The organism is Mycolicibacterium nivoides (genome assembly GCF_003855255.1).
GTDB classification, from domain to species: domain Bacteria; phylum Actinomycetota; class Actinomycetes; order Mycobacteriales; family Mycobacteriaceae; genus Mycobacterium; species Mycobacterium nivoides.
In genome coordinates this window covers 6,315,741-6,330,234 of sequence record NZ_CP034072.1, presented here as the reverse complement: position 1 = coordinate 6,330,234, position 14,494 = coordinate 6,315,741, and the positions used below count along the sequence as shown (strand labels likewise).

The 14,494-nt window shown below is 67.8% G+C and carries 13 protein-coding genes; 5 read left to right on the top strand and 8 right to left on the bottom strand.

The genetic code is table 11. The annotated features are described in order from the left end of the window. Window positions 1–14: 14 nt before the first annotated feature. Entirely contained in the window at window positions 15–1,469 is a 1,455-nt protein-coding gene (locus EH231_RS30815) for a hypothetical protein (RefSeq protein WP_124713962.1), read from the bottom strand. 136 nt (window positions 1,470–1,605) lie between these two features. On the opposite strand from EH231_RS30815, the gene EH231_RS30810 reads away from it, so the two are divergent. After that, window positions 1,606–2,046 carry an SPW repeat protein gene (locus tag EH231_RS30810; RefSeq protein ID WP_090433456.1) on the top strand — a complete coding sequence of 147 codons (441 nt, stop codon included), beginning with the start codon at window positions 1,606–1,608 and terminating at the stop codon, window positions 2,044–2,046. Window positions 2,047–2,232: 186 nt separating this feature from the next. Next, window positions 2,233–4,842 (top strand): LuxR C-terminal-related transcriptional regulator, encoded by a 2,610-nt coding sequence (locus EH231_RS30805; RefSeq protein WP_124713961.1) that lies wholly within the window; start codon window positions 2,233–2,235, stop codon window positions 4,840–4,842. On the opposite strand, the gene EH231_RS30800 is transcribed toward EH231_RS30805, so the two are convergent. From EH231_RS30800 to EH231_RS30790, 3 genes are all read right to left on the bottom strand, one after another. Then, on the bottom strand, window positions 4,811–5,980 hold the full coding sequence (locus EH231_RS30800; protein WP_124713960.1) for an ankyrin repeat domain-containing protein: 1,170 nt from the start codon (window positions 5,978–5,980) through the stop codon (window positions 4,811–4,813). The two genes, EH231_RS30805 and EH231_RS30800, sit on opposite strands and share 32 nt — an antisense overlap. A gap of 146 nt (window positions 5,981–6,126) precedes the next feature. After that, the gene (gene ilvD / locus EH231_RS30795) at window positions 6,127–7,827 is read right to left on the bottom strand and encodes a dihydroxy-acid dehydratase (RefSeq protein WP_090433462.1); all 1,701 of its coding nucleotides are present in this window, start codon (window positions 7,825–7,827) and stop codon (window positions 6,127–6,129) included. Between the two features lie 96 nt (window positions 7,828–7,923). Continuing rightward, entirely contained in the window at window positions 7,924–8,313 is a 390-nt protein-coding gene (locus EH231_RS30790; RefSeq protein WP_124713959.1) for a hypothetical protein, read from the bottom strand. A gap of 167 nt (window positions 8,314–8,480) precedes the next feature. On the opposite strand from EH231_RS30790, the gene ricR reads away from it, so the two are divergent. Then, window positions 8,481–8,786 (top strand): copper-sensing transcriptional repressor RicR, encoded by a 306-nt coding sequence (ricR, locus tag EH231_RS30785; protein WP_090433466.1) that lies wholly within the window; start codon window positions 8,481–8,483, stop codon window positions 8,784–8,786. On the opposite strand, the gene EH231_RS30780 is transcribed toward ricR, so the two are convergent. Then, entirely contained in the window at window positions 8,783–9,082 is a 300-nt protein-coding gene (locus EH231_RS30780) for an MTH1187 family thiamine-binding protein (protein WP_090433468.1), read from the bottom strand. The genes ricR and EH231_RS30780 overlap by 4 nt on opposite strands. 59 nt (window positions 9,083–9,141) lie before the next feature. Then, window positions 9,142–9,531, bottom strand: coding sequence for a PPOX class F420-dependent oxidoreductase (locus tag EH231_RS30775; RefSeq protein ID WP_090433470.1), 390 nt, complete (start codon window positions 9,529–9,531; stop codon window positions 9,142–9,144). Between the two features lie 64 nt (window positions 9,532–9,595). Here EH231_RS30775 and EH231_RS30770 point away from each other — a divergent pair, with 64 nt between their 5' ends. Beyond that, window positions 9,596–10,843 carry an MFS transporter gene (locus EH231_RS30770; protein WP_124713958.1) on the top strand — a complete coding sequence of 416 codons (1,248 nt, stop codon included), beginning with the start codon at window positions 9,596–9,598 and terminating at the stop codon, window positions 10,841–10,843. A 142-nt stretch (window positions 10,844–10,985) separates the two neighbouring features. Beyond that, window positions 10,986–11,996 (top strand): L,D-transpeptidase, encoded by a 1,011-nt coding sequence (locus EH231_RS30765; RefSeq protein ID WP_090433474.1) that lies wholly within the window; start codon window positions 10,986–10,988, stop codon window positions 11,994–11,996. 55 nt (window positions 11,997–12,051) lie between these two features. On the opposite strand, the gene EH231_RS30760 is transcribed toward EH231_RS30765, so the two are convergent. Beyond that, on the bottom strand, window positions 12,052–12,444 hold the full coding sequence (locus tag EH231_RS30760; protein ID WP_124713957.1) for a DUF4240 domain-containing protein: 393 nt from the start codon (window positions 12,442–12,444) through the stop codon (window positions 12,052–12,054). Window positions 12,445–12,483: 39 nt separating this feature from the next. Beyond that, the gene (locus tag EH231_RS30755; RefSeq protein WP_124713956.1) at window positions 12,484–14,490 is read right to left on the bottom strand and encodes a M13 family metallopeptidase; all 2,007 of its coding nucleotides are present in this window, start codon (window positions 14,488–14,490) and stop codon (window positions 12,484–12,486) included. Window positions 14,491–14,494 lie beyond the last annotated feature (4 nt).

Genomic DNA, 14,494 nt, shown 5'->3' with positions numbered 1-14,494 from the left:
TCCGCGATTCTGCGTCACCAGCGGCAGATGTCGGCGCCCGAACCGGAGTCGACGGCGCGGAAGGCGAGCAGATGGCGTTGCCACCACGGCAGCGGCGCCGCGAGGACCGGGTCGTTCGTCGCGTCGTTCACCACCTGCGGCGGCCCGCTGTGCAGGTAGGCGATACGGACGCCGGTGATTCCCGCGTCCTTCCAGAGCAGCACGGTGCGCCGCAGCTCGAGCCAGGGGATGCGGACCGGAGGATCTTCGTTCATCCAGCGGGTCTGCCGGCTGAGGGCGGCCATGTCGCCCGGTTGCTCGGGCAACTCCAGTCCGACCACGGTGACGGTGTCGCGTGGGTAATCCGCCAGCTCCAAGGCGGTGACGCCGGGAAGCAGGTGGTTGGTTGTGCCCTCCTCGGTGTGCAGGTTGCTGAACATCGAGAAGTTCGCGACGGTCTTGAGCCCCACGTAGGGCGTGACCCCGTTGGCGAGTGCCAGCAGCGGCGCGACGAGCAGCACCAGGGGGCGCAGGTGCCAGTTCGGGGCGCGGACGCCGGCCGACTCCGCGGCGCGGTAGCCACGCAGCAGCGCGACCATGAACGGGATCACGGCCACGGCCCACGTGAGTACGAGCAGGGTGTGCCACGGCAGGCCGATCGGGCTGGCCGGCGAATCGGCCGAACTCGACACCACGCTCAGCAGCACATGGGCCGCGAAACCCGTGAGCGCCACCCGGCGCAGCGCGGTGGTTCGGGGTGCCAGGGTCGCGAACACCTCGGTCGGGACCAACAGCACGTACACCGCGAAGACGACGGTGGCGAAGTCGTAGAACGAGGCCAACGCCAGGATCGAATGGAACCCCACACCGAGAAGCACGCCCCAGAAGCGCAGCCGCGGCACCGCCAGCAACGCGAGAATGGCGGCCTCGATAACCACCGCGACGATGGCGACGAACTGTCCGACGGCAGGGCCCGGTACCACCTCGTCGAAACCGTTGAGCCAGATGAGCTGACCGAACAAGTCGCTGCCGCAGGAGGTTTCCGGGGCGAGGTAGGCGGTGTTCAACTTGTCGAACACCGTGAACAGGTAGACCACCAGCAACACGAAACCGACCGGGCTGCGCGCGGCATCCAGCCAGCGCTGGACGAAACTGTCCGGCACCCCCGGCCGGTTCCGGACGGCCAGGGCCCACAAGGCGGCGGTGCCGAGGGCGACGGCGACCAGCAGGCTCAGCACCAGATGGTTCGACGCCGCGGGCAGGTTCAGAACGGCCACCGTGGCGCCGGCCGCGACGGCCAGGGCGGCGGCGGCCACCGAGCCGGGAAACAGCAGGGCGGGCAGTCCGGCCAGCAACGCCGGCACCACCGCAAGCGGCTGGCTGTCGGAGTAGTGGAAGACCAACGCCATCGCGAACAGCGTTGCGAACCAGCCGAGTTGCTGCCGCGCGCCGGTGGGGTCGTCCGTTCGGGCGTTGCTGCGCCAGCGCATTGAGAAGACTGTACTTGCCGGCCGTCCGGGGCGGTCGGCAGCCGCCGCCACCAGGCCGATTACGGCGTAATCTGAAAGGCGATGGATGGGTGCGGTAGGGCCCAAACGCCTTGCCGTGTAACGGAAAGGACAAGAAATGAGTACAGTCCATTCATCAATCGACCTACACCCGGACATCATGGCCCTACGGGCGGGCTATGACCGTGTCGCAGAGTCGATGGCCGCGCAGGTCACCTTCGGCCTGACGTTGCTGACGGCGATGTATGTCGCGCTGTCACCCTGGATCGTCGGCTTCGACGCCTTCAACAGGCTGACGGTCAACGATCTGATCGTCGGAGGGGCGATCGCGTTCCTGTCAATGTGTTTCAGCTTCGCGCTGGACCGCGCGCACGGCATGACCTGGACACTGCCGATCTTCGGTGTGTGGCTGATCATCTCGCCGTGGGTGTTCGTCAGTGGACCGACCGCAGGCATGATCTGGTCGCACGTGATCAGCGGTGCGCTCGTGATGGTGCTGGGTTTCAACGCGATGTACTTCGGAATGCGGGTGCGCAATTCTGAAGCGCGGCACGCCTAGCAGGCCGAAGGGCCGGTAGGCGCAGCTGGTAGGCCAGCCGGACCCCGGCTGGGAGGGGAGTCTGCGTGCCAGGGCCGACCCTCGTATCGAACGATGCGTCAATTTGCGCCCCGGTGCGGGTTCTGCACCATATCCTGGGCAATCGCAGGACTTCCATGACGGCGATGGCGGGTACGAACTGCTGAGATGAAGCTGGCGGGGCGGGAAGACGAACTGGCGGTGATCCGTCGCTCCCTTGGTGGGCCGGGAACCCATCACGGTGTGGTGATCGTCGGCAGTGCCGGCGTCGGCAAGACCCGGTTGGCCCGGGAGGCCCTCAGCCATGCCGCGTCGTCCGGGCACCGGACCAATTGGTTCGTCGGAACCGAATCCGCACGCGCCATTCCCCTCGGAGCGTTCACCGGGTCGATCAGCCAGGGCATGTGCGATCCGCTGCCGGATGTGCGGCGCGTGATCGATTCCTTCGTCGCCCAGCAGCGCATGGGCAAGGTCGTCATCGGCATCGACGACGCCCACCTGCTCGACCCGCTGTCCGCGCACGTCGTACACCAGTTGGCGCAGACGCAGGGGGTGCGTCTAGTCGTCACCGCGCGTTCCGGCGGCCCGGAGCCCGACGCGGTGACCGCCCTGTGGAAGGACAGCCTGCTCGACCGGATCGACCTGGAGCCGCTGTCCGCCACCGCGGCCGCCACCCTGATCGAATCGGCGGTCGCCGGCCCCGTCGACAGCCGCAGCACACGCCGGTTCTGGAAACTCACCGGAGGCAACGCGCTGTACCTGCTGCAGTTGGTGAAGGACCAGATCGCCGCCGGGCGGATGCACAAATCCGCCGGGGTGTGGATGTGGGACGGCGATGTGGCCGTATCGCAGAGCATCACCGATATGGTCGGGCGGCGGCTGGGCGAACTCGAACCCGGTATGGCGCTGGTGCTGGACACGCTCTCGCAGTGCGAGCCGCTGAGCGTCGACGTCCTGGTCGACCTGGTGGACCAGGCCGATCTGGAGGCCGCCGAGCAGATGCATCTGGTCACGGTCGAGCGTGCCGGACGTGGTCTGGTGGCCACCCTTGCGCATCCGCTGTACGGCGAATTGCGCAGGGCCACCGCCGGTGAGATGCACCTGTCGAGAATCCGTGGAAGGCTCGCGCGGCGGCTGGCGTCCGAGCCCGACGGGGACATGCGCGCGACGGTGCGCCGGGCGCTGCTGGCGCTGCACTCCGACCTGCCTCCGGATCCGGAGCTGTATCTGACGGCGGCGCGGTGCGCCGCGGTCCTGCTCGATCCCGACGCCGCGAACCGATTCGCCGCTGCCGCAGGGGAATGCGGTGCACCGGAGGCGGCACCGATGCGGGCCATGACCCTGCTCCTGCTGAGCCGGGGCGACGAGGCCGAGGTCGTCTTGCGGGAGATCAGCGCCGACGGTGCGCCGGACAGCCACCATTGGGCGACCGTTCGGGCGGCCAACCTGGCCTGGATGCTCAGCAGACCGATCGATGCCCGCATGATCTTGGAAAAGCTCTCCGGCGCAGCGGAATCCGATGAACAGCGGATGGAGCGCCTGGCCATCCAGGCCTGTGTCGACGCGGTACTCGGCCACTGTGCGAGTGCCGAGGAGAAAGCCAGGACCGCCCTGGATTCCGGTGGGTTGCCCGATTTCCACGCGATGATGGCCTCGATCGCGTTGATGATGGCCTTCGGTGCACTGGGGCACGTCGATGACATCAACACCGTCGCCGAGCAGGCCATCGAAAGGGCCAACACATCTTTCGAGTCCTCGCCCACGAGATTCTGGTTCGGCGCCGTTCACGGCCGCGCCTGCCGGCTGACCGGCCGCATCGATGATGTGACGGCGATGGCGGCCCGGTTGGACGAGTCGGCGCGCGACGTCCCTGGTCTGGTGTACGCCAACCTCGCTCATCTACTCGGCCACGCCGAACTGGTCCGGGCCGATCTGGCTGCTGCCGTCAAACACTTGCATGAGGCCTATGCCGGTGCCGAAACACATGAGATAACAACCGGTTTGCGTATGGCCAGCTGCTTCGCGCTGGCCGAGACGTACGCCAAGCTCGGCCACGCGGCCGCGGCAACCGAAGCTCTGGCCGGGGTCGGGCAGCCGGTGCCCGAGGACTACGTGTTCATGGGTACCGCGATGGCGGTGGCCACCGGGTGGACGCTGGCTGCCGGTGGCTCGCTGACCGACGCCATCGACGTGGTGCGCGAAGCGGGCCGGGATGCGGCGCGGCGTGAACAGCCGACGCACGAACTGCTGTGTCTGCAGACGGCCGCACAGTGGGGTGACACCGCCGGGGCTGCGCGCGCACGGGAACTCGCGGACACGCTGAAACTGCCGCTGGCCGAGACGGTCGCCCGCCACATCGAGGCGCTGGCGGCCGACGACGGCGCCGGATTGCTCGCCGCCGCAGACGGTTACCGTGCCATCGGTGACCGGGCCACGGCCATCGACGCCACCGCGCAGGCCGCGGTCGCGTTCGGTCGCCATGGTCAGGGCAAACGCAGTGCCTATGCGGCTGCCGTCGCCCAGGAGAATGCCGACGAATGCGGCGGGCTGTGTACCCCGGCGATGCGTAACCCGGCCGGTCAGCCGCTGACCGGCAGGCAGCGCGAGATCGTCGAACTGGTCGTCGCGGGCCTGAGCAACAAGCAGATCGCCGAGCGGCTGGTGATGTCGGTGCGCAGCGTCGAAGGGCACCTCTACCGGGCCTGTCAGCGGGTGGGCGCGAGCTCACGCGAGCAGCTCGCCGCCATCATCCGTCGCGGCCCGAAGGGGGCCGTATGACGTGGCGGCGCAGCAGGTCCGCAGCCTCGGTCTGGTAGGCGTGCTCGGCCCAGGCCAGAGGAGTCGAGCCGAAGCGTCGGTCGGTCATGGTCGTGTCGGCCCCGGCGTCGAGGAGACGCCGGATCAGCTCGTGGTCACCGGCCCAGGCTGCCTGGTGCAGGGCCGTGGCGCCCTCGTCGTCCAGCGCGTTCGGGTCGTCCGGGAACACCGGAGCGACCACATCCACTCCGGCTACGTCGATTCCGTGCCGGGCAAGCAGATCGAGCCGACCGGTGAAGCCGTGCTCGGCAGCCCAGTCGACCTGGCGCCGCCACATCTCGTCGCGGGATTCCATCGCCTCACCGAGGCGCAGCTCCCACGGGCTCGGCCCGGCGTCGGCCAGGCCGTGCTCGAACAGCAGCTCCAGGTGTGAATCGTCCGCGCGAAACATCCGGTTGTACAGCGTCTGCTGGTCGGCCGGATGCGCGCCTCTCGTCAACAGCAATGAGGCCAGTTCGGGTGCGAACGGATGCCGGGGCTGACGCCGCGGGCCCTGTTCACCTTCGCCGAAGACCCCGGTCAGCACCGTGAAGGGCGTCGACAGCCCGCACCAGAGGTAGCCGGCATTCGGGTCGGCGCCGGCGTCGAGCAGCAGGTTCGTCGCCGCGAGGACCTCCTCGGAGCTGTGGCCCAATGGAACTCGCGAATAGCACAGGTACATCAGCGGAACCCAGCCGAACGGCCCGCCACCGGTGTTCGCCAGTGCCGGCCGGCTCGTCAGATGACGGGCCAGCGCCGCAGGGTCCGCGGCCGACGCGGCGGCCCAGATGTGCCGGTCGACCACGTCGGGTTCGGCGGTGAGCAGGGTTGCGGCGGCGTCCCAGCGCGGCGGTGCATCGGTTTCGTTGTAGCGCAACGATGCCCACGAGCAGAACCGGTCCGCGGCATCCAGGGCGTCCTCGTCGAGCGCGCCGGGATCGACGCTGAGCTCGGCCGCGTCGCGGAGGTAGTGCACGAGCCTGGGCCAGCTGCTGAAACCGTAGTCGCGGGCGACGGCGAACTGGGCTTGATGCAGTGGGGTGCGATCGGCGCGCTGCAGCTTGCGGGCTTCCGCACGCAGATGGTCGATCGAAGGGTTGGTCGGCAGACGGCTGGCCATGACGGCCTCCTCTCACACGCCCGTGTCCGCAATCGGGCTGAGAAGAGGTCGGTCACAAGGCAACTCAGTGTGCAGGGAGGCTTGGCCCCTTCGAGCGGACGTCGGGCGTTCCTGCACGCCCGACGTCACTCTACCGGCCTGTTCTCCTAGTTGCAGACAGCGCCGACGGCGGCGGACTGGACCAGCTTGGTGTACTTGGCCAGCACGCCGGTCTTGTAACGCGGGGGCAGTGGTTCGAAACCGACTTTCCGGGCCTCGAACTCGGCCTCGTCGACGAGGACGTCCAGCGTTCCGTTCGCCACGTCGAGGCGGATCCGGTCACCGTCGCGCACGAACGCGATCGGTCCCCCGTCCACGGCCTCCGGGGCGATGTGCCCGACACACAGACCTGTCGTCCCGCCGGAGAACCGGCCGTCCGTCATCAGCAGGACGTCCTTGCCCAGCCCGGCACCCTTGATGGCGCCGGTGATGGCCAGCATCTCGCGCATGCCCGGGCCACCCTTGGGCCCCTCGTAACGGATGACCACGACGTCGCCGTGGGTGATGGTGCCGTCCTCCAGTGCATCCAGGGCGGCCCGCTCACGCTCGAAAACCCTTGCGGTGCCCTCGAACACGTCGGATTCGAAGCCCGCCGACTTCACCACGGCACCCTCGGGAGCCAATGTGCCGTGCAGGATCGTGATGCCGCCGGTCGGATGGATAGGGTTGTTCATCGCCCGCAGCACCTTGCCGTCCGGGTCGGGCGGCGCGATGTGAGCGAGGTTCTCGGCCATGGTCTTACCGGTGACGGTCAGGCAATCACCATGCAGCAGACCGGCGTCCAGCAGGGCACGCATCACCACCGGCACACCGCCGATCTCGTCGACATCCTTCATCACGTGGCGGCCGAAAGGCTTGACGTCGGCCAGGTGCGGGACCTTGGCCCCGATGCGGGTGAAGTCGGCCAGCGTCAGCTCGACCTCGGCCTCGCGGGCGATCGCCAGCAGGTGCAGCACCGCGTTGGTGGACCCGCCGAACGCCATCACGACGGCGATGGCGTTCTCGAAGGCTTCCTTGGTGAGGATGTCGCGCGCGGTGATGCCGCGGCGCAGCATCTCGACGACCGCCTCGCCGGACTTGCGGGCGTATTCGCCGCGCCGCTTGTCCACGGCCACCGGCGACGCGCTGCCCGGCAGCGACATGCCCAGCGCCTCGGCAGCCGACGCCATGGTGTTGGCGGTGTACATGCCGCCGCAGGCGCCCTCGCCCGGACAGATCGCGCGCTCGATGATGTCGACGTCCTCCCGCGACATCAGCCCGCGCACGCACGCCCCGACCGCCTCGAAGGCGTCGATGATCGTGACTTCCTTCTCGGTGCCGTCGGTGAGCTTGGCGATGCCCGGCATGATCGAGCCGTTGTAGAAGAAGACGCTCGCCAGGTCCAGCCGGGCAGCCGCCATGAGCATGCCCGGGATCGACTTGTCGCAACCGGCCAGCAGCACGGTGCCGTCCAGGCGCTCGGCCTGCACCACGGTCTCGACGCTGTCGGCGATCACCTCGCGGGAGACCAGCGAGAAGTGCATGCCTTCGTGGCCCATCGAGATGCCGTCGGACACCGAGATGGTGCCGAACTCCAGCGGGTACCCGCCGGCCTCGTGCACACCGTTCTTGACGTCTTTGGCGAGCCGCTGCAGCGACATGTTGCACGGGGTGATCTCGTTCCACGACGACCCGACGCCGATCTGCGGCTTGACCCAGTCGTCGTCACCCATCCCTACCGCGCGGAGCATTCCGCGGGCTGCGGTCTTCTCCAGGCCGTCGGTGACGTCGCGGCTGCGGGGCTTGATATCGGGCTGATCGGCAGACATGCAGGTAAGTATGCCCCTCGGTTAGTTAGCCGCCCAAATTCTTTCTCATACCCAAGGGGGGTATACCTCGAATGGGGGGCGGGCTCGCCGCGCAGGTCAGCCGGTCCACTCCGTGGACTTGATGGTGAGGTCTAGCCCACTGAGGAACCCCACGACGGTGCACACGATCGACAGCACGGGCCACACCCACAGCCAGCGGCGCGTGAAGAACACCATGACGATGCTCCCGACGAGCCCGGCGCCCAACCCGCCGCCGATCCAGCCGAACGTCGTCGGATAGACCCGGTCGTCATACGGGGTCGGTCCGCAGGTCGCGTGGCAGGTGTCGGTCGACATCCCGAAGAACAGCGACAGCCACGCGGCAGCGGCGGCGCCTAGCACGGCCGCAATCCACAGCGCGATCGTGAGGACGACGCTGATCACCGTGACCGTGGTGCCGAGGGCAGACCGCTTGCCCGCAGGCAGCGGCTGGGGTTGTGGTTGCACGGGCCAGCCCGGCGGCGGGTAGACCGGCGGCTCACCGTACGGACCGGGCCAGGGGGGGGCTGTGACATCGCGTCGAGCGTATCGGCCCCAGTGGCGGCCCGGTCGCACCATTTCGCCCGGCCAAATTAGATATGCATACCCCGGTGGGGTACCCGTATACTAGAGCCATGGACGTGGCTGAAAACTCGGGTGCACATGGCTACTCGGCGCAGAAGGAGAACTACGCCAAACGGCTGCGCCGGATCGAGGGTCAGGTCCGGGGCATCGCCAAGATGATCGAAGAGGACAAGTACTGCATCGACGTCCTGACCCAGATCAGCGCCGTCAACAGTGCGCTGCAGTCCGTGGCGCTCGGCCTGCTCGACGAACACCTGGGACATTGTGTGACGCAGGCCGTCTCCGAAGGCGGGGATCAGGCCGAGGCCAAGCTGGCCGAAGCGTCAGCCGCCATCGCCCGCCTGGTCCGCTCCTAGTCGCTCAGCGCCTGCTCGATCCGCTCGACCTTCGCGGTGAGCTGCCCGGTATAGCCCGGACGGATGTCGGCCTTCAACACCAGGCTGACCCTCGGGGACACCGCCGACACAACCTCCACGGCCTGCTTCACCACGGCCATCACCTCGTCCCATTCACCCTCGATGTTGGTGAACATGGCGTTGGTCTCGTTGGGCAGGCCCGAAGCCCGCACCACCCGCACCGCTTCGGCCACCGCGGCGCTGACACTTCCGGTTTCATCCCCGCCCGTCGGGCTGATGCTGAACGCGACAATCACAGAATCGATTGTGCGCCCGCGTTCGTAACGCAGTGGCGGCCGGAGCCGGTGGGCGAGTACTAGTGCTTGCTGAACAGCGTCGGGCGCACCGCCAGGATCACCCGGTCAGGGGCGTCCGCCGGTACCTCGTTCAGCGATCCGCTGTAGCGGTCGTTGAGCGACAGGAAGAACGCAGCGGTGGGATCCGGCACGATCTCATCCACCACGCCGCGCACCTCCAGGTAGCGGTACGGGTTGTCCGGATCGTGGATCGACATCGCCACCTCGGGGTGCGCCGTCACGTTGCGGTACTTCTGGCGCTTGGTGGTGTGGGTGAACCGCAGATGCGTGCCGTCCCACTCGAACCACATCGGATTCACCTGCACGGTGCCGTCGGGTCGGGTGGTGGCCAGATGGCCGAACAACGGCCGCGTCAACAGATCCTCGTAGCCATCGGGCACTGCAACCATTACGCATCCTCTCGGGTCGGCAACCACGCACGGCAACGTTATGGCATTACCGTGGCATTCCAGCATGACCTCCAGCGTCACCGGCGAATCGCTCTCCGCCCACGTCAACCCGTGGACACCGCGCGTTGCCACGCAACTCGCCGTGCTCGCGGCGGCGGCGTTCGTCTACGTCACCGCCGAGATCCTCCCGGTCGGTGCACTGCCGGCGATCGCCACGGATCTTCAGGTCAGCGAGGGCCTGGTCGCCACCCTGATGGCCAGCTACGCCCTGGTCGCCGCGCTCACCACGGTCGCGCTGGTGCGGCTGACGGCACGTTGGCCGCGACGCCGGACCCTGGTCGCGACGCTGGTGTGCCTGACGGTCTCCCAGGTGATCTCGGCGCTCGCGCCGAACTTCGCGGTGCTGGCCGGCGGCCGGGTGCTGTGCGCGCTGGCTCACGGGCTGATGTGGTCGGTGATCGCGCCGATCGGGGCCCGGCTGGTCCCGGCCAGCCACGCCGGCCGGGCCACCGCCGCGGTCTATGTGGGCACGGGCCTGGCCCTGGTGGTGGGCAATCCGCTCGCCGCGGCACTCAGCGAGGTGTGGGGCTGGCGGAATGCCGTGGCGGTCATCGCCGTGGCCGCGGCCGTGGTGGCGCTGGCCGCCCGGACGCTGCTGCCGCCGCTCGTGCCGGCATCCGGTGCCGCCCGGGCCGCCGGGGTGCCGCGCGGGCACCGGCGTAATCGCCGCCTGTTCACCCTGTCGGTGCTGACGCTGATCGGTGTCACCGGGCACTTCATCGCCTACACCTTCATCGTGGTGATCAACCGGGACGTGGTCGGGATACACGGTCCGCATCTGGCCTGGCTGCTGGCCGCGTACGGGATTGCCGGCCTGGGTGGGATGGCCGCCATGGCCCGTCCGCTGGACCTGTGGCCCAAGGCCTCGGTGCTGGGTTGCCTGGCGGTGCTGGCGGCGGCGCTTCTGGTCCTGTCGGTGCTGGCCGTCGAATCGTGGTCCGGACGGGCTGCGGTGGTGCTCGGCGCGGTGGCGGTGGTGGTCTGGGGCGCGGCGTCCACGGCGTTGCCGCCGATGCTGCAGGCCTCGGCGATGCGTACCTCCCCGGAAGACCCCGACGGCGCCTCCGGCCGGTACGTCGCGGCCTTCCAGGTCGGGATCATGGGCGGTGCGCTGATCGGTGGCGCTATCTACGACCACGGTGGCGCCGCCCCGACCGTCGGCGCCGCCGCGGCGCTGATCATTGTCGCGATGGGCGGCGTCGCGCTGTCCCGCGGCGTCTTCACGGTTTCCTGCACCTCCGCTGAGAAGTAACGCGAGCACGCTCACAGTCGATAAACACCGCAGTTCAGCGCCGTGGAATCGGTCGCTGTCGGGGAATGAGGGCTTCTCGCGGCAGTAGCTGGTCATCGCGTTGTGAGACACTGGATCGAGTTGTGCTGTCTGGAGGTTACTCATGCCGAAATCGGCAAAACATGCACTGATCACGGCATTCATGGCCGCCGGAGTGATCGGTGGAATGGTGCTCGCCCCATCCGCCTACGCAGACCCCGAGGCGCCGCCGGCACCCGTCGATCCTGTGGTCCCGGGCCCCCCGCCGGGCGCGTACATCCCCCCGCTGCCGGCCGACCCGGCGGCTCCGGCCGCCGCCGCCCCGGCGACACCCGCGCCGATCATCAACTACGGTTCCCCGACCATCCCGTTCACGGAGGGCGACGCGCCCGGGCAGAGCTCCCAGCCGTTCACCGGTGAAGCACCGTTCCTGCCGCCGTCGTTCAACCCGGTCAACGGGTCGATGGTCGGGGTTGCCAAGCCCATCTACATCAACTTCCAGCGGCCGATCGCCAACCGGCAGATGGCCCAGGACGCCATTCGGATCACCTCGAACCCGCCGGTGGCGGGCCGCTTCTACTGGGTCACCGACACGCAGCTGCGCTGGCGCCCGCAGGACTTCTGGCCGTCCAACACCGTGGTGAACATCGACGCGGCCGGCACCAAGTCGAGCTTCCGGGTCGGCGACTACCTGGTGGCGACGGTCGACGACAAGTCCCACCAGATGGAGATCATGCGCAACGGGAAGCTGGAGAAGACCTTCCCGGTGTCGATGGGCAAGCCCGACGGCAAGCATGAGACCAAGAACGGCACCTACTACGTGCTGGAGAAGTTCCCCGACATCGTCATGGATTCCTCCACCTACGGTGTGCCGGTGGACTCCAAGGAGGGCTACAAGCTCAAGGTGAAGGACGCCGTCCGCATCGACAACAGCGGCGTCTTCGTCCACAGCGCCCCGTGGTCGGTCGCCCAGCAGGGCCGGAGCAACGTCAGCCACGGTTGCATCAACCTCAGCGCCGAGAACGCCAAGTGGTTCTACGACAACTTCGGCAGCGGCGACCCGGTGGTCATCAAGAACACCGGTGGCGGCTGGTACAACACGCCCGACGGCGCGTCCGACTGGCAGATGTTCTAGTCGAACCTCGATACCGAAAACCCCGCAGCTCGCTGCGGGGTTTTCGGCATCGGGGCTAGATCAAGTCCAGCGGCTCCCCGAACCGGTGAAAGTAGACCTCGTAGGCGAGCCCACCAAGGTTGGCTGGATCACCGACGTCGACGTGTGAGGGCATCCGGCTTGGCTCTGCGAGGACCGCTTCATATCTCACCCGCCCTTGGCTGACCACCCAGTGTGCTGCGTCTTCTAGACCATCTTCAGACTCGTCGGGCCCGAGGCTGGACCGGTATGGCTCGTCTTGGAGCTCGGCGGCGAAGTCCAAGAAAAGATCTTGGAACTTGTAGACGGCGTCCTTCGGTAGGCGTCCGAGAATTTCACGAAGGTGATCGCGGCTCCGCGAGGCCGCCGCTATGACGTCCCAGAACCAGTCGGCGTCAGAACCCTCGTCGTGACGAACATCGTCAACCAAAGCCGCTCCCGATCTTCCGGGTGAACAGGCCCACCGGCCCTAGTTCCAGATCCGGACCCGTTGGGCCGGCTCCAGATACAGCTCATCGGAATCAGCCACCTCGAACGCTTCGTAGAACGAGTCGATGTTGCGGATGACGCCGTTGCAGCGGAACTCCGGCGGCGAGTGAGGATCCACCGCCAGGCGCCGGATCGCCTCGGCGTCACGGGATTTGGTCCGCCAGACCTGCGCCCAGCCGAAGTAGACGCGCTGCACGCCGGTCAGCCCGTCGATCACCGGCGCTTCCTTACCCTTCAGTGACAGCTGATAGGCCAGCAGCGCGATGGACAACCCGCCGAGGTCCCCGATGTTCTCCCCGACCGTGAACGCCCCGTTGACGTGGTGCGAGCCGTCCAGCCCGCGCGGGCTGAACTGTTCGTACTGATCGATCAAAGCCTTTGTGCGGACCCCGAATTCAGCACGGTCGGCATCGGTCCACCAGTCGACCAGGTTGCCGTCACCGTCGTACTTGGCGCCCTGGTCGTCGAAACCGTGGCCGATCTCGTGCCCGATCACCGCGCCGATACCGCCGTAATTGGCCGCGTCGTCGGCATCGGCATCGAAGAACGGCGGCTGCAGAATGGCTGCGGGAAAGACGATTTCGTTCATCCCCGGGTTGTAGTAGGCATTGACCGTCTGCGGTGTCATGAACCATTCGTCGCGGTCCACCGGCCCGCCCAACTTGGCCAGCTCGCGGTCGGAGTTCACCACGTGGCCCCGGCGGTAGTTGCCGTACAGGTCGTCACGCTCGACCACCAACGCCGAGTAGTCCCGCCAGCGGGCCGGATAGCCGATCTTCGGGGTGAACTTGTCGAGCTTCACCAGCGCCTTGGCCCGGGTCTCCGGAGTCATCCAGTCCAGCTCGTTGATGCTGACCCGGTACGCCTCGCGCAGATTGGCCACCAACTCGTCCATCCGGGCCTTGGCCTCGGGCGGGAAGTACTGCTGGACGTAGAGCTTGCCGAGGGCATCACCCATCAGGCCCTCCACCAGGGAGACGCCGCGCTTCCAGCGGTCGCGGTTCTGCTCGGTTCCGCTCAAGGTGCGGCCGTAGAAGTCGAAGTTCTCTGCCACCAGATCTTCGGTCAGCAACCCGGCGCGCGAATGGATGACGCGCCAGCGGGTCCAGGCCTTCCAGTCCTCCAGATCTTCGCTCGCCCACAGCGCGGCGAACGCCGTCACGAAGTCGGGCTGCCGCAGCACCAGCTCGGAGACCTTCTCGGGGGTGGTGCCGAGCGCGCCGAGCCAGCCGGTCCAGTCGAATCCGGGGGCATCGGCGGACAGGTCGGCGAACTTGCGCAGGTTGTAGGTCAGGTCGGCGTCGCGGCGCTTGACCACATCCCAGTGCGCGGCGGCCAGCTTGGATTCCAGCGCCACGATCCGGGCCGCCGTCTCGCCCTGCTCTCCGCCGTAGACAAGCGTGAACATGCGGGCGATGTGCGCCGGGTAAGCGGCCAGGATCTCGGCGTGTTGCTCGTCGCGGTAGTAAGACTCGTCGGGCAGCCCGAGGCCGGACTGGCTCATGTGCAGCAGGTAGCGCGTCGAATCCTTGGAATCGGTGTCCACGTACACACCGGCCCCGCCGGACACGCCGGTGCGCTCCAGGCCGCCCAGCACCGAGGCCAGCGCATCGCTGTCGGCAGCGCCGTCGATCAGGGCGAGCTCGGCCAGCAGCGGGGCCAGGCCACGCGTGGCGATGGTCTGCTCGTCCATGAAGCTGGCGTACAGATCGCCGATGCGCTGCTCATCGGTGCCGGCCGCGGAATCACCGGAGGCCGCTGCTCCGTCCGATGTCGCCGCCGAAGCGGCTCCGACGATCAGATCGCGGATCTGCTCCTCGGCACGGTCGTGCAGCAGCCGGAAGGCACCGTCGGTGGCGCGGTCGGCGGGAATCTCGTAGTCGGTCAACCATCGGCCATTGACGTGGCCGAAGAGGTCGTCTTGCGGGCGGGCCTGCGGGTCGACATGGCTCAGGTCGATACCCGACTTGATCGCTTCTACCGTCACCCCG